The sequence below is a fragment of the Bradyrhizobium sp. LA6.1 genome, assembly GCF_040547805.1.
Lineage (GTDB): Bacteria > Pseudomonadota > Alphaproteobacteria > Rhizobiales > Xanthobacteraceae > Bradyrhizobium > Bradyrhizobium barranii.
The window spans coordinates 69,943-93,785 of record NZ_JBEPQK010000019.1 but is presented as its reverse complement, the minus strand read 5'-3'; the positions used below and the strand labels follow the sequence as shown (position 1 = coordinate 93,785).

General features: G+C 64.8%; 24 protein-coding genes and 1 tRNA gene. 17 read left to right on the top strand and 8 right to left on the bottom strand.

Annotated features, from left to right (window positions below):
• Nucleotides 1-19: 19 nt before the first annotated feature.
• On the bottom strand, nt 20-1,228 hold the full coding sequence (locus ABIB99_RS34945; protein WP_354180031.1) for a c-type cytochrome: 1,209 nt from the start codon (nt 1,226-1,228) through the stop codon (nt 20-22).
• A 272-nt stretch (nt 1,229-1,500) separates the two neighbouring features.
• Between ABIB99_RS34945 and ABIB99_RS34940 the strand changes: the two genes are divergently transcribed.
• The 9 genes from ABIB99_RS34940 (at nt 1,501) to ABIB99_RS34900 (ending at nt 14,845) form a co-directional block, all read left to right on the top strand.
• Nucleotides 1,501-4,992, top strand: coding sequence for an indolepyruvate ferredoxin oxidoreductase family protein (locus tag ABIB99_RS34940; RefSeq protein WP_354180029.1), 3,492 nt, complete (start codon nt 1,501-1,503; stop codon nt 4,990-4,992).
• A gap of 494 nt (nt 4,993-5,486) precedes the next feature.
• Nucleotides 5,487-6,644 (top strand): thiolase family protein, encoded by a 1,158-nt coding sequence (locus ABIB99_RS34935; RefSeq protein WP_354180027.1) that lies wholly within the window; start codon nt 5,487-5,489, stop codon nt 6,642-6,644.
• On the top strand, nt 6,644-7,033 hold the full coding sequence (locus ABIB99_RS34930; RefSeq protein ID WP_354180025.1) for a Zn-ribbon domain-containing OB-fold protein: 390 nt from the start codon (nt 6,644-6,646) through the stop codon (nt 7,031-7,033). The genes ABIB99_RS34935 and ABIB99_RS34930 overlap by 1 nt, the downstream gene beginning before the upstream one ends.
• A 258-nt stretch (nt 7,034-7,291) precedes the next feature.
• Complete coding sequence (locus ABIB99_RS34925) at nt 7,292-8,152, top strand: MaoC family dehydratase (RefSeq protein ID WP_354180023.1); 861 nt, start codon at nt 7,292-7,294, stop codon at nt 8,150-8,152.
• A 162-nt stretch (nt 8,153-8,314) separates the two neighbouring features.
• On the top strand, nt 8,315-9,193 hold the full coding sequence (locus ABIB99_RS34920; RefSeq protein WP_354117821.1) for an SDR family oxidoreductase: 879 nt from the start codon (nt 8,315-8,317) through the stop codon (nt 9,191-9,193).
• A gap of 71 nt (nt 9,194-9,264) precedes the next feature.
• On the top strand, nt 9,265-10,218 hold the full coding sequence (locus ABIB99_RS34915) for a dihydrodipicolinate synthase family protein (protein WP_354180021.1): 954 nt from the start codon (nt 9,265-9,267) through the stop codon (nt 10,216-10,218).
• A gap of 4 nt (nt 10,219-10,222) precedes the next feature.
• Nucleotides 10,223-11,038, top strand: a complete 816-nt coding sequence (locus ABIB99_RS34910; protein WP_247301767.1) for an NUDIX hydrolase — start codon at nt 10,223-10,225, stop codon at nt 11,036-11,038.
• Between the two features lie 80 nt (nt 11,039-11,118).
• The gene (locus ABIB99_RS34905) at nt 11,119-12,033 is read left to right on the top strand and encodes a DMT family transporter (protein ID WP_354180019.1); all 915 of its coding nucleotides are present in this window, start codon (nt 11,119-11,121) and stop codon (nt 12,031-12,033) included.
• A gap of 124 nt (nt 12,034-12,157) precedes the next feature.
• The gene (locus ABIB99_RS34900) at nt 12,158-14,845 is read left to right on the top strand and encodes a PAS domain S-box protein (RefSeq protein WP_354180017.1); all 2,688 of its coding nucleotides are present in this window, start codon (nt 12,158-12,160) and stop codon (nt 14,843-14,845) included.
• An 8-nt stretch (nt 14,846-14,853) separates the two neighbouring features.
• Here ABIB99_RS34900 and ABIB99_RS34895 read toward each other — a convergent pair whose 3' ends face one another.
• On the bottom strand, nt 14,854-15,207 hold the full coding sequence (locus ABIB99_RS34895) for a GrlR family regulatory protein (RefSeq protein ID WP_063986297.1): 354 nt from the start codon (nt 15,205-15,207) through the stop codon (nt 14,854-14,856).
• Nucleotides 15,208-15,467: 260 nt separating this feature from the next.
• Between ABIB99_RS34895 and ABIB99_RS34890 the strand changes: the two genes are divergently transcribed.
• The gene (locus ABIB99_RS34890; protein ID WP_085405488.1) at nt 15,468-15,962 is read left to right on the top strand and encodes a hypothetical protein; all 495 of its coding nucleotides are present in this window, start codon (nt 15,468-15,470) and stop codon (nt 15,960-15,962) included.
• A gap of 50 nt (nt 15,963-16,012) precedes the next feature.
• Here the strand turns inward: ABIB99_RS34890 and ABIB99_RS34885 are convergent, their stop codons facing one another.
• Nucleotides 16,013-16,399, bottom strand: a complete 387-nt coding sequence (locus tag ABIB99_RS34885) for a VOC family protein (protein WP_085405489.1) — start codon at nt 16,397-16,399, stop codon at nt 16,013-16,015.
• Between the two features lie 181 nt (nt 16,400-16,580).
• Here ABIB99_RS34885 and ABIB99_RS34880 point away from each other — a divergent pair, with 181 nt between their 5' ends.
• From ABIB99_RS34880 to ABIB99_RS34870, 3 genes are all read left to right on the top strand, one after another.
• A complete protein-coding gene (locus tag ABIB99_RS34880) occupies nt 16,581-17,153 on the top strand; it encodes a hypothetical protein (RefSeq protein ID WP_354180137.1) in 573 nt (190 codons plus the stop codon).
• A gap of 162 nt (nt 17,154-17,315) precedes the next feature.
• The gene (locus ABIB99_RS34875; RefSeq protein WP_354180014.1) at nt 17,316-17,849 is read left to right on the top strand and encodes a hypothetical protein; all 534 of its coding nucleotides are present in this window, start codon (nt 17,316-17,318) and stop codon (nt 17,847-17,849) included.
• Between the two features lie 151 nt (nt 17,850-18,000).
• A tRNA-Arg gene (locus ABIB99_RS34870) sits at nt 18,001-18,077 on the top strand.
• A 50-nt stretch (nt 18,078-18,127) separates the two neighbouring features.
• Here the strand turns inward: ABIB99_RS34870 and ABIB99_RS34865 are convergent.
• The 4 genes from ABIB99_RS34865 to ABIB99_RS34850 all read right to left on the bottom strand — a co-directional run bounded on the left by ABIB99_RS34865 (nt 18,128) and on the right by ABIB99_RS34850 (nt 20,219).
• Nucleotides 18,128-18,280, bottom strand: a complete 153-nt coding sequence (locus ABIB99_RS34865; RefSeq protein ID WP_354117827.1) for a hypothetical protein — start codon at nt 18,278-18,280, stop codon at nt 18,128-18,130.
• Between the two features lie 188 nt (nt 18,281-18,468).
• Nucleotides 18,469-19,434, bottom strand: a complete 966-nt coding sequence (locus tag ABIB99_RS34860; protein ID WP_247301779.1) for an AraC family transcriptional regulator — start codon at nt 19,432-19,434, stop codon at nt 18,469-18,471.
• Between the two features lie 146 nt (nt 19,435-19,580).
• Nucleotides 19,581-19,799: a hypothetical protein gene (locus ABIB99_RS34855; RefSeq protein WP_225048974.1), complete on the bottom strand. Its 219-nt coding sequence runs from the start codon at nt 19,797-19,799 to the stop codon at nt 19,581-19,583.
• Between the two features lie 141 nt (nt 19,800-19,940).
• Nucleotides 19,941-20,219, bottom strand: a complete 279-nt coding sequence (locus ABIB99_RS34850) for a hypothetical protein (RefSeq protein WP_071912916.1) — start codon at nt 20,217-20,219, stop codon at nt 19,941-19,943.
• A gap of 311 nt (nt 20,220-20,530) precedes the next feature.
• Between ABIB99_RS34850 and ABIB99_RS34845 the strand changes: the two genes are divergently transcribed.
• Nucleotides 20,531-20,992, top strand: a complete 462-nt coding sequence (locus ABIB99_RS34845; protein ID WP_071912919.1) for a host attachment protein — start codon at nt 20,531-20,533, stop codon at nt 20,990-20,992.
• A gap of 30 nt (nt 20,993-21,022) precedes the next feature.
• Here the strand turns inward: ABIB99_RS34845 and ABIB99_RS34840 are convergent, their stop codons facing one another.
• Nucleotides 21,023-21,286 carry a hypothetical protein gene (locus tag ABIB99_RS34840; protein ID WP_354180009.1) on the bottom strand — a complete coding sequence of 88 codons (264 nt, stop codon included), beginning with the start codon at nt 21,284-21,286 and terminating at the stop codon, nt 21,023-21,025.
• Nucleotides 21,287-21,575: 289 nt separating this feature from the next.
• On the opposite strand from ABIB99_RS34840, the gene ABIB99_RS34835 reads away from it, so the two are divergent.
• The 3 genes from ABIB99_RS34835 (at nt 21,576) to ABIB99_RS34825 (ending at nt 23,837) form a co-directional block, all read left to right on the top strand.
• Entirely contained in the window at nt 21,576-22,022 is a 447-nt protein-coding gene (locus ABIB99_RS34835; RefSeq protein WP_063982650.1) for a hypothetical protein, read from the top strand.
• Nucleotides 22,023-22,120: 98 nt separating this feature from the next.
• The gene (locus tag ABIB99_RS34830; RefSeq protein ID WP_028153619.1) at nt 22,121-22,993 is read left to right on the top strand and encodes a DMT family transporter; all 873 of its coding nucleotides are present in this window, start codon (nt 22,121-22,123) and stop codon (nt 22,991-22,993) included.
• A 97-nt stretch (nt 22,994-23,090) separates the two neighbouring features.
• Nucleotides 23,091-23,837, top strand: a complete 747-nt coding sequence (locus ABIB99_RS34825) for a hypothetical protein (RefSeq protein ID WP_063982651.1) — start codon at nt 23,091-23,093, stop codon at nt 23,835-23,837.
• Nucleotides 23,838-23,843 lie beyond the last annotated feature (6 nt).

The window sequence follows — 23,843 nt, the reverse complement described above, 5'->3', positions numbered from 1 at the left end:
CGCTTGCGGGGAGAGGGGACTAATCACCCTTCCGCGCCTTCGCCACCTGCGCCGTGGTCACCAGCGGCGCGGCGTTGCCCCAGGAATTGCGGATGTAGTTCGTCACGGCGGCGATCTCTTCGTCGGACAATTGCTTGGCGTAGCCCGGCATCTCGCCGCTGTTGGGCGCGCGTGGCGTCGTCACGGTGTGGGCGCCGTCGAGGATGATGCGCAAGCTGGAGGACGGATTGACCGATTGCAGAAGCGCGTTGCCGGGCAGCGGCGGATAGATGCGCGGCGCGCCGGAGCCGTCGGCTTCATGGCAGGCGATGCAGAGTTTTGCGTAGACGGCCTGGCCGGCCTTCATCTCGGCCTCGTCGGGCGGCGTCACGATCGTCTCGCGCCGCGACGGCGGCAGACTCTTCAGATATTCCGCGATGGCGCGCACATCGGCATCGCTCATCTTCGAGGTCGAGCCGACGACCACCTCGGCCATCAGCCCGCCGGCATGGCTTTTGACGTTTCGCCCGCTTTGCAGATATTCGGTGATGTCTTCGACGCTCCATGACTTCAGCCCGGTGCGCGCGGCGCCATCGAGCCTTGGTGCGTACCAGCCGCCGACCTCGTTGCCCGACAGCGCCTGCGCAGTTTTGTCCGCGCCGAAATAGTTCTTCGGCGTGTGGCAGGCGCCGCAATGGCCGAGCCCGGTGACGAGATAGCCGCCTCTGTTCCACGCCGCGCTCTGGCTCTGGGCCGGCTCGAACAGGCCGGGCTTGAAATACATGGCGTTCCAGACCCGCATCAGGCCGCGATAACCGAACGGCCAGCGCAGCTCTGGCGGCTTGTTGCGGCTCGCCACGGGCGCCAGCGTTCCGAGATAGGCCCGGATCGCCAACGTGTCGTCCTTCGTCACCTTCGTGAAATAGGGATAGGGGAAGGCCGGGTAATAGTTCGAGCCGTCGGGCGCGATGCCGGTGCGCACCGCGCGGGTGAAATCGGCGTCGGTCCAGGCGCCGATCCCGGTGTCACGATCCGGCGTCAGGTTCGGCGCGTAGATCGCGCCGAAGGGCGTATCGATGCGCTTTCCGCCCGCGAATGGCTTTGCCGGATCGGTGGTGTGGCAGCCCGCGCAGTCGCCGGCCTCGACCAGGGCCTTGCCGTAGGCGATCAGCTCCGGCGATGGCTCGGCGGCGCGGGCCGCGCTCGCAACTGCACTGCACAATGCGACAACAGCCAGAATCATTCGCATCGAAAGCTTCCCCTGCGACCAATCGCCCGGATAGGAGCCTCACGTCGTTTCGCGTCGGTGGGGGTATGGTGACACAAATTGAAAATGCTTGATGCCTTTGCAGCCACGAAATTGCGATTATTACCCGGCGCTTCCTTTGGTCCAGATTTGTGATGCGGAGCGTTAAATATCCGACATAGAGTGGCGGAGTTGGTCGGCGCGCCCTAGCTAAAAACAACGGGCAGGCAACGGCTTAAGTGGCCAAACGCTCAAACGGGCGGAAGAGGACAAGAATGGGTATCAACCAGGGTCCGATCAGTCTCGACCAGAAATACACCCAGGAAACCGGACACGTCTTCACCACGGGCATCCAGGCCCTGGTCCGGTTGCCGATGGCCCAGATCCGGCGCGACCGCGCCAACGGCCTCAACACCGCGGGCTTCATCTCCGGCTATCGCGGCTCGCCGCTCGGCGGCTACGATCAGCAGCTCTTTGCAGCGCGAAAACATCTCGAGCAGTACAACATCAAGTTCCAGCCCGGCGTGAACGAGGATTTGGCGGCGACCGCGGTGTGGGGCTCGCAGCAGCTCAACCTCTCGCCCGGCGCCAAATATGATGGCGTCGTCGGCATCTGGTACGGCAAGGGCCCCGGCGTCGATCGCTGCGGCGACGTGTTCCGCCACGGCAATGCCGCCGGTTCGGCCAAGAACGGCGGCGTGCTGTGTCTGGCCGGCGACGACCACGGTGCAAAATCCTCCACCGTTCCGCATCAGTCCGACCACGCATTCATGTCGGCACTGATGCCGTATCTCTATCCGTCCAGCATCCACGAGATGATCGAGATGGGCCTGCTCGGCATTGCGATGTCGCGCTATTCGGGCTGCTGGGTGGGCATGAAGGTGATCACGGAGACGGTGGAGACCACCGCCGAGATCGACCTCACCGACGAGATGAAGCCGTTCATCATCCCGCCCGATTTCGAGCTGCCGCCCGGTGGCCTCAATCTGCGCTGGCCCGACGACCGCTTCGAGCAGGACCGCCGCCTCCAGGACTACAAGGGCTTTGCCGCGATCGCCTTTGCGCGCGCCAACAAGGTCAACCGCGTCACCATGGATTCACCGAACGCCCGTTTCGGCATCATGGCGTCGGGCAAGAGCTACGAGGACGTCCGCCAGGCGTTGCGCGAGCTCGGGATCACCGAGGAGGTCGCCGCCAAGATCGGGCTTCGCCTCTACAAGATCGGCATGCCCTGGCCGCTGGAGCCGGAAGGCGTACGCCAGTTCGCGGTCGGCCTCGAAGAGATCTTCATCATCGAGGAGCGGCGCGAAATCGTCGAGAACCAGGTCAAGCAGGAGCTGTTCAACTGGCGCGACGACGTCCGTCCGCGCATCGTCGGCAAGATGGACGAGCACGACAAGCGCTTCCTGACCTTCGCCGCCGAGCTCAGCGTCGCCTCGCTTGCGACCTCGCTCACCGAGCGGCTTCTCCGCCTCAATCTCAACCCCGAGATCGCGGAGATGCTCCGCGCCAAGGCCGACTGGTTCAACGGCCGCCAGGCCACGCAAATGCAGGCGACGGCGCCTGTCTCTCGCGTACCGTATTTCTGCTCCGGCTGTCCCCACAACACGTCCACCAAGGTCCCCGAAGGCAGCCGCGCGCTCGCCGGCATCGGCTGCCACTTCATGGCGCTGTGGATGGATCGCTCGACCGAGACGTTCACTCATATGGGCGGCGAGGGCGTGCCGTGGGTCGGCATCGCGCCCTTCACCAACGAGAACCACATCTTCGCCAATCTCGGCGACGGCACCTACTTCCACTCCGGCCTTCTCGCCATCCGGCAGGCGGTCGCCTCCAAGACCAACATCACCTACAAGATCCTTTATAACGACGCGGTGGCCATGACGGGCGGCCAGCGCCATGACGGCGATCTCTCGCCGCAGCAGATCACGTTCCAGCTCCACGCCGAAGGCATCCGCGAGATCTACCTGGTCTCGGAGGCGCCCGATACCTATCCGGCCGACACCATCGCGCCCGGCGTGAAGCTGTATCACCGCGACGAACTCGACAACGTCATGAAGATGTGCCGCGAGTACAAGGGCACCTCGGCGATCGTCTTCGTGCAGACCTGCGCGGCCGAAAAGCGGCGCCGCCGCAAGCGCGGCCTGATGGAGGATCCGGCGCGCCGCGTCATGATCAACCCGGCGGTCTGCGAAGGCTGCGGCGACTGCTCGGTGCAGTCGAACTGCATCTCTGTCGAGCCCTTGGAGACCGAGTTCGGCCGCAAGCGCGCCATCAACCAGTCGTCCTGCAACAAGGACTATTCCTGCGTGAAGGGCTTCTGCCCGTCCTTCGTCACCGTCGACGGCGGCAAGCCGCGCCATCGTGCGCCGGCCGATCTCGGTGACATCGGCGAGCTGCCGGAGCCCACGTCTCGGCCGACGGTGGACAAGCCCTATAACATCGCAGTCGGCGGTGTCGGCGGCACCGGTGTCCTCACGATCGGTGCGCTGCTCGGCATGGCCGCTCATATCGAGGGCAAGGCCTCGATGATCCTCGACATGTCGGGCCTGGCGCAGAAGGGCGGGGCGGTGCTCAGCCACGTCCGCCTGTCCGATCATCCGGCCGAGGTGACCTGCTCGCGCATCGTCACTGGTACGGCAGATCTCGTGCTCGCCGCCGACGAGGTGGTCGCGGTCGCCAAGGACACGATCTCGCTCTGCGACACCAGCCGCACGCGCGGCATCATCAACAGCCACGTCATTCCCACCGCCGACTTCGTCCTCAACCGCGACTTCAACTTCCAGACCCGCAAGTTGAACGGGCTGCTGGAAACGGCCCTGCACAAGGACTCGGTGTTCTTCGATTTCACCAAGCCGGCCGAGCAGCTGCTCGGCGACAGCATCGCCACCAACATGATGATGATGGGCTACGCCTATCAGAAAGGCCTGTTCCCGCTGTCGGCTGAATCGATCGAGCAGGCGATCGAGGTCAACGGCGTCGCGATCAAGATGAACAAGGAGGCCTTCCGCCTCGGCCGCCTCGCGGTCGCCGATCCCCAGCGCCTCGCCGACATGCTGAAGGGGACGGACGAGGTGGTTGCGCCGAAGACGCTGGATGCAATGACGCTGGATGAGGTCGTCGCGCATCGCGCCAAGCACCTGACCGCCTACCAGAGCGGCCGCCTCGCAAAACGCTATCGCAAGCTGGTCGATCAGGTTCGCGAAGCCGCCAAGCAGGGCGGTTATGACGATGCGCTGCCGCGCGCGGTCGCGGTGAACTATGCCAAGCTTCTGGCCTACAAGGACGAATACGAAGTTGCGCGCCTCTACACCGACGGCGCCTTCGAGCAGCAGCTCCGCGACCAGTTCGAGGGCGACTTCAAGTTCAACTTCAACCTTGCCCCGCCGATCCTCAGCAGTGGTGTCGACGCGCTGGGACGCCCGAAGAAGCGCGCCTTCGGCCCGTGGATGCTGAAGGTCTTCCGCGTGCTGGCGAAATTCAAGTTCCTGCGCGGCACGCCGCTCGACATCTTCGGCCACAGCGCCGACCGCAAGCTCGAGCGCGATCTGATCGTGGGCTACGAGAAGGACGTCGCCACCGTGCTCGGCCTGCTCTCGCCGGTCACCGTCGACACCGCCGTCGAGCTCTTGTCACTGCCCGATCGCATCCGCGGCTACGGCCCGGTCAAGGAGAAGGCCGTCGCGGACGCGAAAGCCCGCTACGCCCAGCTCGCGGCCGACCTCGCGAGCCCGCCGCCGGCGCCGAGGCAGATCGCGGCGGAGTAGGGGCGAGCCACGATCTCGTAGGGTGGGCAAAGGCGCAAAGCGCCGTGCCCACCATCTCACCACGATTGAGCCGCAAGAGGTGGGCACGCTTCCGCCTTCGCTCTTCGAGCTACGGCGGACAAGTCGCTTTGCCCACCCTACGATTTCGTCTTTGAAATCAACCACCGTCCTACTGTGCATGGGGTTGTTTTCGCAAAAAAGAAAATCGCTTGTGCCGTCGGGCAAAACACCTTTAGGACTCTGGCCGTCATTGCGAGCGCAGCGAAGCAATCCAGAAATGCCTCCGCGGATAGACTCTGGATTGCTTCGCTGCGCTCGCAATGACGACGCGGTGGCAGAGTGGCCTTCCCGCCGCACTTCGAGATTGCGGTAGCCGGGAGTTGCGCCAACGCGCTGCCCTCTCGCCCGACGGAATATTTCCGCGCTTGCCAAGCTGGCCCCCGCGGTTCAGAAAAACGGAGCAAGAAGAAACGCGAGCGCGGAGACCTGACGTTTTGACCATCAAGGGCAAGGCCTACATTGCCGGGATCTACGAACACCCGACCCGGCATGCGCCGGACAAATCCACCGCCCAGCTCCATGCCGAGGTCGCCAAGGGCGCGATCGAGGATGCCGGGATCAGCAAGGACGACGTCGACGGCTATTTCTGCGCGGGCGACGCCCCCGGCGGCGCATGGCCGATGGTCGATTATCTCGGCCTGAACACCAAAAAACTCCGCCACGTCGATTCCACCGAGACCGGCGGCTGTTCCTACATCATCCATCTCGGCCATGCCGCTGAAGCCATCGCGGCCGGCAAGTGCTCGATCGCGCTGATCACGCTCGCCGGCAAGCCGCGCACCGGCGTGATGCCGCCGCGCGCAGCCGGCGCGGAGGCCGATTTCGAGACGGCCTATGGCGCGACCACGCACAATGCCTATGGCATGTGTGCCATGCGCCACATGCACGACTATGGCACCACCAGCGAGCAGCTCGCCTGGATCAAGGTCGCGGCATCGCATCACGCGCAATACAATCCGCATGCGATGCTCAAGGACGTCGTCACCGTCGAGGACGTGCTGAACTCGCCGATGATCTCCGATCCGCTGCACCGCATGGATTGCTGCGTCGTCACCGATGGCGGCGGTGCGCTGATCGTGACCACCCCCGAGATCGCCAAGAGTCTGAAGAAGCCGCTGGTGCGGCTGATCGGCCACGGCGAGGCAATGAAGGGCCCGCGCGGCGGCAAGGATCTCGATCTCACTTACTCCGCCGGCATCTGGTCCGGCCCGCGCGCGTTCGAGGAAGCCGGCATCACGCCGAAGGACATCAAATACGCCTCGATCTACGACAGCTTCACCATCACGGTGCTGATGCAGCTCGAAGACCTCGGCTTCTGCAAGAAGGGCGAGGGCGGCAAGTTCGTCGCCGACGGCAATCTGATCTCGGGCGTCGGCAAGCTGCCGTTCAACACCGACGGCGGCGGTCTCTGCAGCAACCATCCCGTCAACCGCGGCGGCATGACCAAGATCATTGAGGCTGTGCGGCAGCTGCGCGGCGAGGCGCATCCGAAGGTGCAGGTCAAGAATTGCGATCTCGCCATCGCCCACGGCACCGGCGGCCTTCTGGGCGTTCGCCACGCCGCTTCGACTGCCATTCTGGAGCGCGTGTGATGAGCGAAGCGAAAAAGTATCCGGCACCGGTCACGAACCCCGAGACCGCGGCGTTCTGGGACGCGGCCAAGCAGGGCAAGTTCATGATCAAGCGCTGCACGGCGTGCGGCGAGGCGCATTACTTCCCGCGCTCGATCTGCCCGTTCTGCTACTCCGACAAGACGGTGTGGGAGGAGGCTTCGGGCGAGGGCACGATCTACACCTGGAGCCTGATGCGCAAATCGCCGACCGGTCCCTACGCCATCGGCTACGTCAGGCTGAAGGAAGGTCCGTCGGTGCAGACCAACATCGTCGACTGCGATCTCGAGAAGCTCAAGATCGGCCAAAAGGTGAAGGTGGTGTTCAAGCCGACCGATGGCGCGCCGCTGCCGTTCTTCACGCCGGCGTAATTTCTTCCTTCCCCCCTTGTGGGGGAAGGTGGCATAGGCCGCCTCCGGCGGCCGTTCTAAAAATGGACGCCGAAGCGAAGCTTCGGCTACGGCGCCGGATGAGGGGTATCGCTCCGCAGAGGGACTCTCTGTGCGGAAGCAACCCCTCACCCAAACGAGTTTGCCGCACGGCTCTCGCGGCCCTCTCCCACAAGGGGAGAGGGCACATTAGCGAGCGCCGTTGCTCGCTGAGACGAATGCCGGGAGGAAACCAGAAAAATGTCCGCCAGATACGAAGAACTCAAAGGCCTGAAAAACATCGGCCAGAAATACGCCTATGGCGATCGCGAGGTCATGCTCTACGCCTATGGCATTGGCCTCGGCGCCGATCCGATGGATGAGAAGGAGCTCGCCTTCGTCAATGAGGGCACGCTGACGCCGCGGCCGCTGAAGGTGGTGCCGACCTTTGCGTCCGTCGCCGCATGGGGCTCGGGGCCCGGCGAGATGAACCTCAACCGCGTCATGGTGGTCGACGGCGAGCGCGACATCACCTTCCACCAGCCGCTGCCGGTGGCAGCCCACATCACCGCCGACTCCTCCGTGGTCGAGGTCTACGACAAGGGCAAGGACAAGGGCGTGGTGATCAGCCACCAGACCGTGCTGAAAAACGAGAAGGGCGAGAAGCTTGCAACACTGGTCGCCTCGCGCTTCGCCCGCGGTGACGGTGGCTTCGGCGGGCCGAGCCTGACCCAGCCCGATCCGCACCAGATCCCGTCGCGCTCGCCCGACAAGACCATCGACATTGTCACGCGCCCCGACCAGGCGCTGGTCTATCGCCTCTGCGGCGACCGCAACCCGCTGCACAGCGATCCCGAGTTCGCCAAGAAGGCCGGCTTCCCTCGTCCGATCCTGCACGGCATGTGCACTTACGGCATCACCTGCCGCGGCGTGCTCCAGACCTATGCCGACTACGACGCCTCCGCCTTCCGCCAGCACGTCGCGCGGTTCTCATCACCCGTCTATCCCGGCGAGACCGTGACCATGGACCTCTGGAAGGACGGCAACACGATCTCGTTCGAAGCCAAGGTGAAGTCGCGCGGCGTCACCGTGATCAAGAACGGCAAGACGGTGCTGGGTTAGGGCGGTCTCGTGCCCCGGACGCAGCGCAGCGCTCCTTAGCGGTGCGCTGCAGAGCCGAGGCCCAGAGAATGTCGAACGAAGAATGGGTCCCGGCTCTGCGACGCAGCGTTTCACGCTGCATCGCGTCCGGGACACGAAAAACAAAAACAGGGAGAGGCCACCATGGGACTACTCGACGGCAAGGTTGCGCTGATCACCGGCGCGGGTGGAGGGCTCGGTGAGGCCTACGCAAAGCTGTTCGCGCGGGAAGGGGCGTCCGTCGTCGTCAACGATCTCGGCGGGCCCCGTGACGGCTCCGGCGCCGACAAGTCTATGGCGCAGCTCGTGGTGGACGCGATCAAGGCCGAGGGCGGCAAGGCGGTCGCCAACGGCGCCGACATCTCCACCATGGAGGGCGGCCAGTCGGTGTTCGACGATGCCATCAAGCATTTCGGCCGCGCCGATATCCTCGTCAACAATGCCGGCATCCTCCGTGACCAGACCTTTTCCAAGGCGTCCGAGTCCGACTGGGACAAGGTGATCAAGGTGCATCTGAAGGGCACCTTTTGTTGCACCATGCCGGTGTTTCGCTGGATGCGGGAAAACGGCGGCGGCGTCATCGTCAACACGTCCTCGACCTCCGGCCTGATCGGCAATTTCGGTCAGACCAATTACGGCGCGGCCAAGGGCGGCATCTGGGGCCTGTCCAACGTGCTGGCGATCGAGGGCCGTAAATACAACATCCGGATCTGGACGCTCGCCCCCGGCGCGCTGACCCGCATGACCGCAGACCTGCCCCGCTATAAGGAGAACCCCGGTGCGGCGCTGGGGCCGGACGGCATCGCGCCGGCCGTGCTATACATGGTCAGCGACTTGTCGGGCGACCAGACCGGCAAAGTGCTGGGCGTATCCGGGCCCCGCGGCGTGCGCGAAATGCGGATGATGGAAATGGACGGCTGGAAGCCGCCGCACACGGGCTGGAAGGCCCAGGACATCGCCGATCACGCCAAGGAGATCTTCTTCTCCGAGGAGCAGATCAAGATGGGTGCGCGGCGGTTTTAGCCACACAGTCATTCCGGGCGCGACGAGGTCGCGATCCCGGAATGACGACAGACGATAGGACAAGAGACCCGATGAAACTCACCGCCGACGCCAAGGGCACCTTCGCAATCGCGCCGACACCGTTCCACGATGACGGCCGGATCGACGAGCGCTCGATCGACCGCCTGACCGATTTCTACGAGGAGGTCGGCTGCGACGGCGTCACGGTGCTGGGCATCCTCGGCGAGGCGCCGAAGCTCGATGCCGCGGAGGCCGAGCAGGTGGCGGTGCGCTTCGTCAAGCGCGCCAAGAAGATGCAGGTGATCGTCGGCGTCTCCGCGCCGGGCTTTGCCACCATGCGCTCGCTGGCGAAGGCCTCGATGGATGCCGGCGCGGCCGGCGTGATGATCGCGCCGCCGCCGTCGCTCCGTACCGACGACCAGATCGTCGGCTACTATAAGCAGGCGGCGGAGGCGATCGGGCCCGATGTGCCCTGGGTATTGCAGGACTATCCGCTGACGCTCTCGGTGATCTTCACGCCTGCGGTGATCCGCAAGATCGTCACCGACAATCCGAATTGCGTGATGCTCAAGCACGAGGACTGGCCGGGTCTGGAAAAGATCTCGACGCTGCGCAACTTCCAGAAGGACGGCTCGCTCCGTCCGCTCTCGATCCTCTGCGGCAATGGCGGACTCTTTTTGGACTTCGAGATGGAGCGCGGCGCCGACGGCGCCATGACCGGCTATGCTTTCCCGGAGCTCCTGATCGACGTCGTGCGCCTCTCGAAGGAGGGCAAGCGCGACGCTGCGCATGATCTGTTCGACGCGCATCTGCCGCTGATCCGCTACGAGCAGCAGCCGGGCGCAGGTCTGGCGGTGCGCAAGCACGTGCTGCAGAAGCGCGGCATCATCTCGTCCAGCGCCCAGCGCAAGCCGGGCGCGACCATCACGCCGGCGGCCAAGGCGGAGGTCGATTACCTCCTGTCGCGCGTCGCCCGCGTCGACAAGCGCGCCAATCTTGGCCCGCAATCCAGCGCCGCAGGTTAGTTGAATGCCAGAGACATCAGCATCACGCCCGGCTTCGACCATCCTTCTGCTCCGTGACGGCGCAAAGGTCGACGGCAAGAGCCGCGACGAAATCGAAGTGTTCATGATGGTTCGCCATCATCAGATCGAGTTCAACTCGGGCGCGCTGGTGTTTCCCGGCGGCAGCGTCGATGCCGGCGACAACGAGATCGTCGCCCGTGCTGACCTCTATTCAGGCGGCGAGGGCCTGAGTGAATCGGATCGCGGTTTTCGGATCGCCGCGATCCGCGAGACCTTTGAGGAGAGCGGCATCCTGCTGGCGCGGGCGAAGGGCGCGGGTACGCCGATCGATGCCAGGCGCGCCGGCGAGATCGCCGACAAGCATCGCGTCGCCCTCAACGAACACAAGATCAGCTTCCTGAGCATCTTGGCCGACAACGGCCTCCAGCTCGCGCTCGACACGCTCGTGCCCTACGCGCATTGGATCACGCCGGAGGGCATGCCGAAGCGGTTCGACACCTGGTTCTTCCTCGCGGCCGCACCGCCCGATCAGCTCGGCGCCCATGACGGCCGGGAGTCGACCGACTCGATCTGGGTGTCGCCGCGCGAGGCGGTGGAGGGCGGCGAGAGCGGCCGCTTCAAGCTGCCGTTCCCGACCACGCGCAACCTGATCCGGCTCGCCAAGCAGGGCAGCGTGGGCGCCGCGCTGGAGCACGCCCGCGGCATGTCGATCGTCACGGTGATGCCTGTCATGACCAAGACCGAAGGCGGCCGCCAGCTCCGCATTCCCCGTGAAGCCGGCTATGACGGCGAGGTGTTCGAGGTCGGGGCGGTCGGCTAGGATACTTCGATATCAAACGAAGTATTGACGGCCGCGGACGCGCTAGGTTCCGTCCATCGCGAATGGACGGGACGAGCAAAATGGATCAGGGACGGGACCCCAACATCGCCGTCGAGCTGGCGCTGCTGGTCGCGCTCGCAACGCTCTGGGGCGGCTCCTACACCTTCATCAAGCTCGGCGTCGCCACCATTCCGCCGATCACGCTGATCGCGGCGCGCACCACGATCGCCGGTCTGCTGCTGCTCGTCGTCATGTGGGCACGCGGCATCAGGATGCCCATGGATGCCGCGACCTGGCAGCGCTTCGCGTTCCAGGCCGTACTCAACAGCGTCATCCCCTGGACGCTGATCGCCTGGGGCGAGCGTTATGTCGACGCGTCGCTCGCGACCATCCTCAACTCGGCCGGGCCGATCTTCACCTTCTTGCTCACGGCCGTCGTCACGCGCCACGAGGTGACGACGCCGCGAAAACTGTTCGGCGTGGTCGCCGGTATGGCGGGCATCCTGCTGATCGTCGGCGTCGACGCTTTCCATGACGTCGGCAGTGGCCTCGTCGCGGAGGCCGCCATCGTCGCCGCCACCATCTGCTACGCCTGCGCCGCGATCTTCGGCCGCAGTTTTAAGGGTCTCGATCCGATGGCACCGGCCGCGGGCTCGCTGCTGGCGGGCGCGGCGGCGCTGATCCCGGCCTCGCTGATCGTCGAACAGCCCTGGACGCTGTCGCCCTCGCTGAGTTCCGTGCTGGCGCTGCTCGCGCTGGCGACTTTCTCGACCGCGGCGGCGTTCGCGATCTACTTCCGCCTGATCCAGACGCTGGGCTCGGTCGGCACCACCGCGCAGGCCTATCTGCGCGTGCCCATCGGGGTCGCCATCAGCGTCGGCTTCCTCGGCGAAACCCTGAGCCGGACCGCCTGGATCGGGCTTGCCTGCGTCGTCCTCGGCGTCGCCGCCATGACGATCCCGGCCCGGCGGCCGGCCAGCGTCAAAACGTCATAATCGGGAGGGGAGAAGGGCGGCGGGCTCGCGATATTAAGGATATTCGGCAGCTCGAGGCATGTTCCCCCGGGGCCGCAAACCATCGTATATTGGGCCTCCAATAGCCCGGTCCTCAAAAGCCCCAATGTCCGCCGAATTGACGCCGACCCCTGAGAAAAAGCGAACATTCTCGCTCTCCATCGGCCAGCTCACCTTCGGCAGCTTCCTCCTGGTGCTGGCGGTGATGATCGTCACCTCGACCGCGAGCGTGATCGCGATCCGGCACATCGATACGACCTTCGCCGAGTTGCAGCGGCTCCAGAGCGTCGGCGACCTCGCCGAGGACATCGACCGCCGCATGAACGAGCTGCGGCTCGCCGCGCGCGACTTCGTCACCGATCCTGGCGCCGGCACGCAGTTCAAGCAGGTCGGCGAGGCGGCCTCGACGCTGAACGACATCCTGAGGAAGACCCGCATCGAGCTCGCGCCCGAGCAGCAGGACATGATCGACGGGGTCACGGAGCGCCTTGCGACCTATCGCAATGGCCTCGAGCGGATCTCGACCCTGATCGACCGCCGCGCCCAGCTGCTCGCCGGGCTGCCGCCGCTGCGCGACCGGTTCGACGTGGCCGTCGGAGCCGCGGCGGACCGCGAGCTCGCCTCCCGCCTGTCGGAATCGCAGAGCCGGATCGCACTCGGGCTGCTCGCGCGCAACCCGTCCGCCGCCGAGCAGGCCGCACAGGGGATGCGGGCGATGGACATCGCGGACGCCAGGCTGAAGACGGCCGTGAACGACTATGCCGAGGCCATCATCGCGGTGGCGGTCCGGGAGCGGCAGATCGCCGATATCGACCGCGAGGTGCTGGGCACCGAGGGCCGCCTGATCGGCCGCGTCACGGAACTCCTGCGCGAGGTCAGCGCCCGGCGCGGCCACGTGCTGTCGCGCGATTTCGCCCGCACGCTGACGGAGGCGCGGTGGCAGAGCATCGTGTTCGGCACCATCGGCGTCTTGATCGGCATTCTCGCGGCCGGCTTCGTGGTGCGGCGGACCGTCCGGCCGCTTGCGAAGATCGCGAGATCCATCCGCGCCCTCGCAGCGGGCGAGAAGGATACCTCGATCCCGTCGGCCGACCTCGACAACGAGATCGGCGACATCGCGCGCGCGGCCGAAGTGTTCCGCCGCGCGCTGGAGGAAGCCGACACGGCGCGCGAGGCGGCGGTGCGGGCGCTCACCGAGCAGCGCCTCGCCGAAGAGAGCTACCGCAAGCTGTTCGAGGGCTCGGTCGACGGCATCTATGTCACGACGCCGGCCGGCGATCTCCTCAACGCCAATCCGGCGCTGGCGCGGATGATGGGCTATGACAGCCCGCAGCAGCTCATCGACAGCATCAACGACATCGCCCACACCATCTACGTCCACCCCGAGGCGCGCGCCGAATATCAGCGGCTGATGGCGCGCGACGGCATCGTGCGCGAGTTCGAGTACCAGGTGCGCCAGCGCAGCGGCAACATCCTGTGGCTTTCCGACAGCGCCACGGGCGTGCGGGACGAGGCGGGCAACATCGTCCGCTACGAGGGCACGCTGCGCGACATCACCGACCAGAAGCGGGCGGAAGACGCCATCGCCGAAGGACGGCGCCTGCTCCAGCAGGTCATCGACACCGTGCCCGCGGTCATCAACGTCAAGGACCGCGAGCTGCGCTACGTGCTGATGAACCGCTACATGGCCGGCATCTTCGGCATCGAGCCCGCCGATGCGCTCGGCCGCACCACCGCGGATCTGATGTCGCGCTACGGCGCAGCCAAGACCGACGAGAACGACAAGCGGGTGCTCAGGCTTCGAAAAGGTCTCGGCTTCTACGAGGAGGAGTACAAGGACGCCTCCGGCAATATGCGGCAATGGCTGGTCAACAAGCTGCCGCTGCTCGATGCCGACGGCGAGATCGAGCGGATCGTCACCGTGGCGCTCGACATCGGCGAGCGCAAGCGCGGCGAGCAGGAGATGCGCAAAGCCAAGGAATCCGCCGAGACCGCGTTGCGAAACCTGCGCGAGACCCAGGCCTCGCTGATCGAGGCGGAGAAGCTCGCCGCGCTCGGACGGCTCGTCGCCGGCGTCGCCCACGAGGTCAACAATCCCGTCGGTATCAGCCTCACGGTCGCATCCGCGCTGGAGCGCAAGACCGCGATGTTCACCTCCGAAGTCGAGCGCGGCGAGCTCCGTCGCTCCACGCTCAACGACTTCCTCAACACCAGCCGCGATGCGTCCTCGCAGCTCGTCTCCAATCTGAACCGCGCGGCCGAGCTGATCCAGTCGTTCAAGCAGGTCGCGGCCGACCGCAACTACTCGGACCAGCGCAGCTTCGATCTCGGCGACCTCACCGAGCAGGTGGTGATGAGCCTGCGGCCGGGCTTGCGCAAACATAATCTGACGCTCAACGTCGAGTGCCAGCCGAGCCTGACCATGAACAGCTATCCCGGCCCGTATGGCCAGGTGCTGACCAATCTGTTTCTCAATTCGGTGGCGCACGCCTTCCCGGACGGCCGGCCGGGGATCATCGACATCCAGGTGCGCGAGTCCGGCAAGGACAATGTCGAGATCATCTTCTCGGACAATGGCTGCGGCATGTCGCTCGACGTCCGCCGCCGCGCCTTCGATCCGTTCTTCACCACGCGGCGCGACCAGGGCGGCACCGGCCTCGGACTGCATATCGTCTACAGCATCGTCACCAATCGCCTCGGCGGGCGGCTCGATCTCGATTCCGAGCCGGGCGAGGGCACGCGCATCCAGATCATCCTGCCGCGCACCGCGCCGCTCGAGCAGGCTGCGGAATAGTCCCGCGCCTAATCAGCTTCCGCGAGCTTGTGCAGCGTGGCGCCGAAAATCAGGCTGGCCTTGCCGACCAGCGCTGTGCCCGTCATCTCCGCGCGGGTGTCCGTGTAGGTCCCGCTCACGCCGATGCCGACCGGGGCGGGGCCGCCGAACAGCGGATTGTCATCGCCCCGCGGCGAGGTGTGCCGTTGCACCAGCACCTCGCCTTTGAAGGTGTGGTCGTCCTTCACGACGTAGCTGCCGGTGTAATAGAGGTACGCATCGCCGCCAAGGATCTTGCCGTCGCGAAAAAGAATCACGCCGCTGCCCTTGCCGACTCGACCATCGAGCAGGTTCACGTGAATCGAGTAGAGGCCGTTCTTCATCACGTCCCACAGGCCGGCCGCCATCGCCCAACGGCGTAACCGGTAGAGCTTTTATGCCAAAGCGCGTTCCCGCGCGCAACGCGGCAGTTTGCCGGGCGGCGGTGCGATCTTGCCGCCGCCAGCCGTAGTTGTCCCGGCTTGTCTATGACACCACCATGACTGTCTGATCATGACGCGAGGCCAGTCGTTGCGAATCAAGTTGGCCCGCGAAATGCATAACCATTGTTGCACTGGCCGGGGGGTGCTGGAGCAAGACAAACGTGAGCAACTGGATCGATTCCGGCGGCGATGAGCCGCGTCTGTACAGTGTGCGTCCCACGATTTGCGAAACACAACGGCCGACCGGTGGTGCGCCACGCTGGCGAAGCATGGTGAGCCTCACTTGCGCCTTGGCTCTGATCGCGCTCGCAGCCCCCTCGGGGCATGCGCGCGACCGCGGCCAGTTCGTCAACACCAATGCCGAATTGAAGGCGTGGTTCGACGGCCTGCGCAGCGGCAAGGGGCCTTGCTGTTCCGATGCCGACGGCTCGGCGCTCTCGGACACTGACTGGGAGAGCAAGGACGGACACTATCGTGTCCGCATCCCGCGCCTGGGTCATGTGCTCGACGGCCAGCAGCAGGAGCTCGTCTGGGTTGACGTGCCCGAGGAGGCCGTCATCTCGGAGCCGAACCGGGTCGGGCGCACCATGGTGTGGCCGATCTACGGCTACATGGGCGTCGCCATCCGCTGCTTTATGCCCGGCAGCATGAGTTAGCCGGGCGACAGCACGCCCGACCGTTCGTCGACCTCAGATGCGGCGCCGCGTCAGGTGTATTTCTTGTCGCGCTCGAGCAGCTCGATGGAGATGCCTTCCGGGCCGCGGATGAAGCAGATGCGCACGCCGGGCCGGATCGTGGTCGGCTCGCGCGTGAAGGTGACGCCCTTGGCCTTGATCTCGGCCGCGACGGCGTCGATGTCCTTCACGGTGAGACCGAGATGGTCGAGGCCCTGATGCGGGTGCGGCGGCGGCGGGTTGACGGCGTTGTCGCCCTCGAGCGATGCGATGAAGATCTTTGCGCCGCCGAGATTCACGTCGATCCGTCCCGGTGCGCGCACGATCTCGCCACCGAGGATGTCCCGCAGCCAGGCCGCTGTGGCCTCCGGATCGGGACTGCGCAGATGGACGTGATCCCAAGTGACGACGACTGGCATTTCATGTTCTCCCAACGGGGTCTTCGATGTTGCAGCGTATGTTAGCGGCCCCGGCTGGTGATCGCCACCGTCCTTGCCGACTCGGCCTGCGCGCGGGAACCTTAGTTCGTCTCCCGGATTAAGGTAAACAGTGGCCGAGTCCGTCGTCGAACGAACTCCGGCCGCGGTCGGTGATGCAGCCATGAACGCCAAGTTTAACCGGATCGGGTGGGGACGTTTCGCCGGGAGCGGCGAGCACCTGGCGCGAGCCGTGACGATCGCGAGCGTCTCGTTCGGGCGAAGCCTGCTCTGGCTACTGGCGGCGATCATCGTCGGCTGCGGGGTGTGGATGCTGCTGCCGCTCTCCAGGGGCAACAGCACCGAGCCGGTGAAGTCTGACGTGGCAACGGTCGAACCGGCACCTCCGGGCAGTACGGCGGCGGCGGTCTCGCCGATTGTCGAAGCTCAGGCTCCAGCCGCGGCAGAACTCGATCGCCTCAAAATCTCATCGCAGACCTGGCGCCGTGGCGGGCTCGGCTCGAAGGCGCTGGTGACGTTCACGCTGCGAAACGACAATGACTATGCCGTTAAGGATCTTGAGATCGTCTGCGCGTTCACGCGGCGCGATGGAAGTCATCTCACCGACCGCAGCCGCGTGCTTGCCGACACGGTAACGATGAAGAGCCGCAAGACCTTTGCCCGTATCTCTGTCGGCTTCATCAACGTTAATGCCGATCAGGCGAAGTGTTCGCTGGTCGCAGCACGTCGTGCGTAACGCCCGGCAGTTCCCGGTAGCGGAAAAGTTACTGTCCGCAGGCCTTGGCCAAAAAACTTGGCGTTGCCATTTGAACCAAGGGCCGGGTGCAGGAACAAATTAGAGTATCGCCGGTTTAAGGCGAAGAGCCCACGCGGGGATGCGGGGGGCGGAGCGTGGCCGATGCCCATTTTCAGGTACTTCGTTTTCGTCGGTGGAGCGTTGCTCGCACTGTTGTTCGCGGCGGATTACGTTCTGCCGTCGCAACCGGTCGCACGGGCCATTGTCACCGCAAGCAACGATCAGCCCTTGATCCGGATTCGGTCGGATCGCCATTTGCCTGAGCGTGTCGTGCTCGACACCAGCCAGCCGACGATTGCCGCACCCGCAGTGAAGACCGCCGCGGTCGTTGCGCCTCAGGCGCCGGTGCAGGAGGCTGCTTCGCCGGAGCTGGCCGAGATGTCGGCCAAGGCGCGGGTGCGCGAGACCTTCGCCCAGTTTACGCCGGCCCCGAAGGCCAACGCCGCTGCGGCCAAGAAGACCGAGGCCAAGCCGCAAGTTCAGGCGCAGGCTCAGCTTCCCCTGGGGCAGACGCCTCAGATCCAGGCTCAGCCCAAGCGCAAGGTCGCCAGGGCACATCCGGCTCCACAGCAGGGCCGGTCGATGATGCTGGTCGCGCAGCAGCCCCATTTCGGTCTCTTCAACACGACCTGGTAAGGGCGCCTCCGACCGTCTCGAAACGAGACGGGGAGGGCTTTTTATTGGTCAATCTCTCTGCTAATTCGAACCGATCCGAACGCCGTCCGGTGCGCTGGCTTGCCAGCAGCGGTCCGGCGCTTCTCGGTTGCGGCCCAATACCCGGGCCGGAGCGCTCGTAGCTCAGCTGGATAGAGCATCGGATTTCGATTCCGAGGGTCGGAGGTTCGAATCCTTCCGAGCGCGCCACTTGCCAGGCCGGAGCCTTGAGGCCCGGCCGACCCAATTCGCGGGTCCCCTTACTTGCCCTGGATCTTCAGCCCGTTGGGCCCGACATTGATCTGCAGGCCGTCGGGCTGCTTTTTCGCCTGGTAGAGATTGAAGCCGAGCACGGCTGCCGCGACGACCAGAGCGCCGATGATCAGAAACAGGACGTTACGGTTGATAGACATTCTCTTCCCTGAACCACTTGATTGACGGCGAGAAAAACCCCGCGCGTAGGGCGCGCGGGGTTTCTCAGCGCGCCCCCGGGGCTGGCTGGCGGCGCACTGCTCGGACCTGACAACCTCGTTCGAGGGAACCTGTTCCATAGCCCCCCGACGCGTGGTCAAGGCAAGCCATCGGCGTCGCGCCTGTGATGTCAGCTTGCGGAACGGCAGGTGTGCCTGGCCCGTGCCAGCGTGTCGGAGGGCGCCTCGTGGAAGGTCGCGCGGTAGGCCGCGGCAAACTCGCCGAGGTGATGAAATCCCTGGGCGCGTGCGCATGTGGCGACCGTCGCGCCGCCGCCCTTCAGGAGCCGCGAGCGTGTGGCCCACAGCCGCTTCAGGCGGATGTATTGATGCAGGCTCATGCCGCGCACCTTGCTCACCGCGCCGCCGAGCGTTCGGACCGAAACGCCCAACTCGCCGGCGAGATTGGCCGTATAGATCGGAGCGGTCGGATAGGCCGAGACGTAATCGTCGATCTGCTGCACGAGCCGGGCCGATCGCGCGCCTGCATTCGGGGCGGTGCGATCAGACGACGGGTCGATTTGAAACAGATCGTCGAAGGCGAGCAGCAGACCCTCCTGGAGATGCGCGGCGACCTCTGTGGTTTCGAACATGTGCGGCTCTACGGACGCGGTCCGCAGGATGTCGAGAACAAGCTGACGCGCGTAGAGATGCGCCACGGGGTCCGCGATGCGAACCCACAATGCATCGGCGCGATCGAACCAGCCGCGATCCCTGAGCGCGGGGGAGAACATGATCAGCGCGTGGTAATTGGTCTGATGCTCGACGAAATGACAATGATGATTGCCGCGCAAGGCGATGAAAACGCGCGAGTCGAGTTCGATCCCGCTCGAGCTGGCCCGCAGATCGTCGGTCATCGGCAGGATCACCATGCCGCCCGGTGCGCGATAGGCGGTATCGAGGATCCGCGCAAACGACCTCGCCACGATGATCCGGCACCCCGGGAGGTTCACGATCGCACGCGCCGCAGCGAAGTTGGCGACGTCGAGCGGAATGCTGCGGGCGTCTTCCATCGACTCGGCCGGCCGAAACGCGTCGACGTCGGAAAACCGGATCAACTGGAGGGCGGAGGAGGGGGCGAGAGCGTCGAAGAACATGCTTCTGGCCGGATGCTGCAATGTGACAATTAAATGAAAATCAATACATCGCAATCAATGGCGAAACAGGATGATTCAGCAAACCGGATTCCAGGCCGTAGTATTGCGGACATCATGCCACGCGGCGCGGCGGGTCGATGTCACCGTCAACGGTCCCGGTTCATCGGTTGGCCTGAGGCAAGGTCGATGAAATGGAGACGCGTGCAGGCGGGACAGGCGAAGGACTCGAAGCTCCGCCCCTCGAGCCGCCGCCCCTCAAGCCTCCGCTCGTCAAGGCTCCGCTCGTCAGGCCTTGGCTGCCTCTCGAGATGCGTCTGCACATTCATGCCCGTCTGGGGGCATCGGAAAACAATGAAATCCGCCATCGACGCAGAATGACGGCACATCGAATTTCATCTTTGATCTAGATCAGTTTTGGAATCGCTCCACGCAAGCCGCGCGCACGCGAATGGACGCAAGGCGCGATCTCGCAAAAGCGAAGGGGCCCGAGAGGGCCCCTTTGGAAATCACCAGCGGCGATAGCGTGGTCCGTAATAGCGAGGCCCATAGGCGCGTGGCCCATACCCATAATATCGGGGCCCGTAATACGGCCGGGGGCCGTAATACCCATCATAGTTCGGGCGCCAGAAACAGCGTCCCCAGGCGTCGCAGACCATGCGGACCTGCTCGACGTCGGAGACCTGCGGCGTCGCAGGTGCGGGCGCGATGGGCATGGCGGACGCCGCCGGTGATGCCATGATGGCACCGAACAGGGATGCGGCGACGAGGCCAGTCTTGAGATTCATGATGTCTTCCTCTGCTTACGCAATACAGGATATCGAAGTTGTTCTGATCAAATTGTGGCGGAACCGAAATGTAATGCTGATGAACAAATCTTCAGCAAAGCTCGCCGCAGACCTGACCTTTCGCTTCGCAAGACTATCCCAGGTTCGCGCGCGTGACCAATGCTGCGCTTGCACTGGCGCTGCCTGGCAGGACATTGCGTTCATCTTTGATCCTGCGCAATTCGCCGGCACGACTTCATCCCTAGTCTTGCCGTAGCCAGCGCTTCGAGGAATTCGAAGAGCAGGCTCGCGAGATTGCCTGGAGCTGTGCAATGGACAAGATGAGAATAGACAAGGGTGACTGGCTGATCGTGTGCGACGGGCGCAAGGCGCTCATTCTGGAAAACCTCGGCGACGAGATGTTTCCGAACCTCCACACCCGGGAGGTGCACGAGCAGCCCAATCCCTCGACCAGTGCGCAAGGGACCGATGCGCCGGGCCGGCTGAACGCCGCCGTCGGCGGCGCGCGCAGCTCGGTCGAGCAGACCGATTGGCACGATGAGGCCGAGCGTGCCTTCCTGCGGAACCTGGCCGGCCGGCTCGATGCCGCCGTCAGCGCGGGCGAGACCTCGGCCCTGACCATGGTGGCCTCACCACGCGCGCTCGGGATGATCCGCGCCGATTATTCGGTCGTGGTGCGCAAGGCGCTTCAGGGCGAGGTCGGCAAGGACCTCGTCAAGCTGCCGGTCTACGAGATCGAGAAGCAATTGCTGCTGTCGGGCGCCGCCAAATAGCGGCACCCGCAGAGGACGCGCCAGCGCGCCTCAGAAGCAGGGGTGCCGGCGGCCGTCCTGGCCGATATAGGTGGCCGAGCTCTGGTAGCAGCGGTTGTTCGACGGGCCGTCGTAGAAGGCGAAGGTGCCGGGGGTGATGCCGGGCCCGTAATTGTGCAGATAGCTGATCGGGTAGGGCAGCGGGTTGGCGTAGTGGCGGTGGTACCGGTGGTGTCCCCGCGCCTCCGCAAGGCTGGGGGCGAGGATTGCGGCCGACAGGGCAGCCACCGCGGCTACAAGCTTCAACGTGCTCATCTCGATTCTCCGGAACCCGCGCGAATAGGTCAGGTGTTTATAGCCATTTCGAGCCGCTGGGACACCCGTCCGGCACCCCGAAATCGGGGCCAAACCCGCAGATTCCCGGGTGGGTGTGACAGAATTGCCGGAAGCGGGTCCAAGGCTGCCCATTTTTGGCCTTTCGGGATGCTTAACGAATTCCCCACACAAGTATGGCCAAAGAGAATTCGCTTAAGAATCCTGTCGCCGGCCCTTTGGGGGTCCTTCGAGGCCGGTTCATTCCTGAAGGCTTTCGCCGTCACGCACCATGCGCATCACGCTTTTGAGCCTGCTGTTGCTCTCCGTCGCCGCCGCCACGCCGGCGCGCGCCGAGCTGCACATCACCCGTGACCACGGCGGCTACGTCGAGGAGTACAAGGCCAAGTACAAGCGCGTCCGCGAGAAGGGTGAGCGCGTCATCATCGACGGCATCTGCAACTCGGCCTGCACCCTGGTGCTCGGCATGGTGCCGATGAACAAGATCTGCGTGACGCCGCGCGCCAGCCTCGGCTTCCATCAGGCCTATTACGACAAGGCCTTCACCTTCGGCATCAAGGTCACCAGCGCGGAGGGGACGTCCGACCTGATGTCCTACTACCCCAACACGGTGAAGGACTGGATCCGCCGCAATGGCGGGCTCACCACCGACATGAAGAAGATCAAGAACGGTGTCGAGCTCTGGAAGATCATCGACCCCTGTCCGGAAGAATGGTGAGCGGCTGAGCTGCGCGCCCGCTGTCCGTCGCAGCGCAGCATCGCTCGTTTGGAAATTCGCGTTGCCGCATAGGCCCCGGTCGGGCAATGAGGGCGGCAATGAACCATAATCAAGAAGCCCTGACCGCCCGCGCCGCGCCGATCCTGTTCGTCGTGCTCTGGAGCACCGGATTCATCGGCACCAAATACATCATCAACAACGCCGATCCCTTGACCTATCTCGCCATTCGCATGGCGATCGTGGTCGGCCTGATGGCGATCATCGCAGCGATTGCGCGACCGAAATGGCCGGACCGTGTCGACGTCGCGCATAGCGCCGTTGCCGGCATTCTCGTCCACGGCTTCTATCTCGGCGGCACGGCGATTGCGATCGCGCATTCGATCCCGGCCGGACTCTCGGCGTTGATTCCGGGCCTTCAGCCGATCCTGACCTCGACCATCGCCAATCGCTGGCTCGGCGAACGCGTGACGCCGGTGCAATGGGCGGGGCTGGTGCTTGGCCTCGGCGGTGTAGCGCTGATCCTGCACGGCCGCCCGATGACCGGCGAGGCGGGGCTCGGCTGGCTCGCCTCGGTGGTGTCGCTGATCAGCATCACGCTCGGCACGCTCTATCAGCGCCGCTACTGCAACCACATCGACTGGCGCGCCGGCAATCTCGTCCAATATATCGCCGTCACCGTCTTCTTCACGGTCGGCGCCTTCCTGTTCGAGGACCGCGTGGTGCACTGGACGCGGGAGTTCGTGCTCGCACTTGCCTGGCTTGCCGTGGCGCTCTCGATCGGATCGATCGGGCTGTTGTACTGGCTGATCCGCCACGCTGCCGCGACCTCGGTTGCGAGCCTGTTCTACCTGGTGCCCGCCGTCACGGCGCTGATGGCCTATCTGCTGTTCGGGGAGAAGCTCGATGCGCTGGCGATTGCCGGCATGGCGATGTGCGCGGCGGCGGTGTTCGTCGTCAATCGGCGTTTCTAGGCAGGCAGGCCAGTACGTCGGAATACATCCCTGACGTGCGGCGCGCGCTCGTGCTAGGCTGGACTGATTTCAGCTTCCCCTTGGCAAGGTGATTTCCATGAAAAAAGCACGGCGTGCACTGCTCGGCAGGTCCTTGAGGCCGGTCCGGATTGCCTGCATCAACTACGCCGAGGAGATGATGAGCGAGCGGATGATGGGGAGGCTCACGGCGGCGCTCCAGAAATGCTACGACGAGCATTTCCTGCCGGTCTGGGGCTATCCCATCGATCTCGACGTCACCCGCAACCCGAAGCCGACGGACTGGCAGCTGCTCTATTTTGACGACGCCACCCACAAGAACTTCCTCGGGCGGCACGAGCTGACGCACCGCGGCCAGCCGATCTCAAAGATCTTTCTGAAGGCACTCGGCGAGGACGATCCGGTCAGCCTGGCGGCCTCGCACGAACTGTTCGAGATGGTGCTCGATCCCATGGCCAATCTGTGGGCCGACAAGACTCGGCACACCCAATATGCCTACGAGGTCTGCGACGCCGTGGAAGAGGAGTCTTTTCTCGTCAACGGCTTTCCGATGTCGAACTTCGTCTATCCGTCCTGGTTCGAACCGTTCGAGCATCCCCGCGGCACCAAGTTCGACCATATGGGGTCGCTCAAGGCGCCGTTCTCGATGACGGAAGGCGGCTATGTCATCAAGAAGGTCAACGGCCGGAAGGTGATCAAGCAGTTCGGCTCATCCGAGAAGCGGAGGCGCTTCGCCAAGGAGGACCGGCGCGGCCATCGCAGCGAATTTCGTGATCCGCAAGGCGAGCATCACCCGGGCCGGCGCGCAGCCAAGCGGCGAGGGTAGGGGCGG

Coding starts and splice junctions, on each gene's coding strand:
- ABIB99_RS34910 (WP_247301767.1), top strand. CDS start 10,223: ATGCCAGAGACATCAGCATCACGCCCGGCTTCGACCATCCTTCTGCTC.
- ABIB99_RS34900 (WP_354180017.1), top strand. CDS start 12,158: ATGTCCGCCGAATTGACGCCGACCCCTGAGAAAAAGCGAACATTCTCG.
- ABIB99_RS34860 (WP_247301779.1), bottom strand. CDS start 19,434: ATGTTCTTCGACGCTCTCGCCCCCTCCTCCGCCCTCCAGTTGATCCGG.
- ABIB99_RS34835 (WP_063982650.1), top strand. CDS start 21,576: ATGCGCATCACGCTTTTGAGCCTGCTGTTGCTCTCCGTCGCCGCCGCC.
- ABIB99_RS34925 (WP_354180023.1), top strand. CDS start 7,292: ATGTCCGCCAGATACGAAGAACTCAAAGGCCTGAAAAACATCGGCCAG.
- ABIB99_RS34945 (WP_354180031.1), bottom strand. CDS start 1,228: ATGCGAATGATTCTGGCTGTTGTCGCATTGTGCAGTGCAGTTGCGAGC.
- ABIB99_RS34875 (WP_354180014.1), top strand. CDS start 17,316: ATGCCCATTTTCAGGTACTTCGTTTTCGTCGGTGGAGCGTTGCTCGCA.
- ABIB99_RS34895 (WP_063986297.1), bottom strand. CDS start 15,207: ATGAAGAACGGCCTCTACTCGATTCACGTGAACCTGCTCGATGGTCGA.
- ABIB99_RS34885 (WP_085405489.1), bottom strand. CDS start 16,399: ATGCCAGTCGTCGTCACTTGGGATCACGTCCATCTGCGCAGTCCCGAT.
- ABIB99_RS34840 (WP_354180009.1), bottom strand. CDS start 21,286: ATGAGCACGTTGAAGCTTGTAGCCGCGGTGGCTGCCCTGTCGGCCGCA.
- ABIB99_RS34905 (WP_354180019.1), top strand. CDS start 11,119: ATGGATCAGGGACGGGACCCCAACATCGCCGTCGAGCTGGCGCTGCTG.
- ABIB99_RS34930 (WP_354180025.1), top strand. CDS start 6,644: ATGAGCGAAGCGAAAAAGTATCCGGCACCGGTCACGAACCCCGAGACC.
- ABIB99_RS34845 (WP_071912919.1), top strand. CDS start 20,531: ATGGACAAGATGAGAATAGACAAGGGTGACTGGCTGATCGTGTGCGAC.
- ABIB99_RS34940 (WP_354180029.1), top strand. CDS start 1,501: ATGGGTATCAACCAGGGTCCGATCAGTCTCGACCAGAAATACACCCAG.
- ABIB99_RS34880 (WP_354180137.1), top strand. CDS start 16,581: ATGAACGCCAAGTTTAACCGGATCGGGTGGGGACGTTTCGCCGGGAGC.
- ABIB99_RS34855 (WP_225048974.1), bottom strand. CDS start 19,799: ATGGCGGATTTCATTGTTTTCCGATGCCCCCAGACGGGCATGAATGTG.
- ABIB99_RS34865 (WP_354117827.1), bottom strand. CDS start 18,280: ATGTCTATCAACCGTAACGTCCTGTTTCTGATCATCGGCGCTCTGGTC.
- ABIB99_RS34915 (WP_354180021.1), top strand. CDS start 9,265: ATGAAACTCACCGCCGACGCCAAGGGCACCTTCGCAATCGCGCCGACA.
- ABIB99_RS34920 (WP_354117821.1), top strand. CDS start 8,315: ATGGGACTACTCGACGGCAAGGTTGCGCTGATCACCGGCGCGGGTGGA.
- ABIB99_RS34825 (WP_063982651.1), top strand. CDS start 23,091: ATGAAAAAAGCACGGCGTGCACTGCTCGGCAGGTCCTTGAGGCCGGTC.
- ABIB99_RS34850 (WP_071912916.1), bottom strand. CDS start 20,219: ATGAATCTCAAGACTGGCCTCGTCGCCGCATCCCTGTTCGGTGCCATC.
- ABIB99_RS34830 (WP_028153619.1), top strand. CDS start 22,121: ATGAACCATAATCAAGAAGCCCTGACCGCCCGCGCCGCGCCGATCCTG.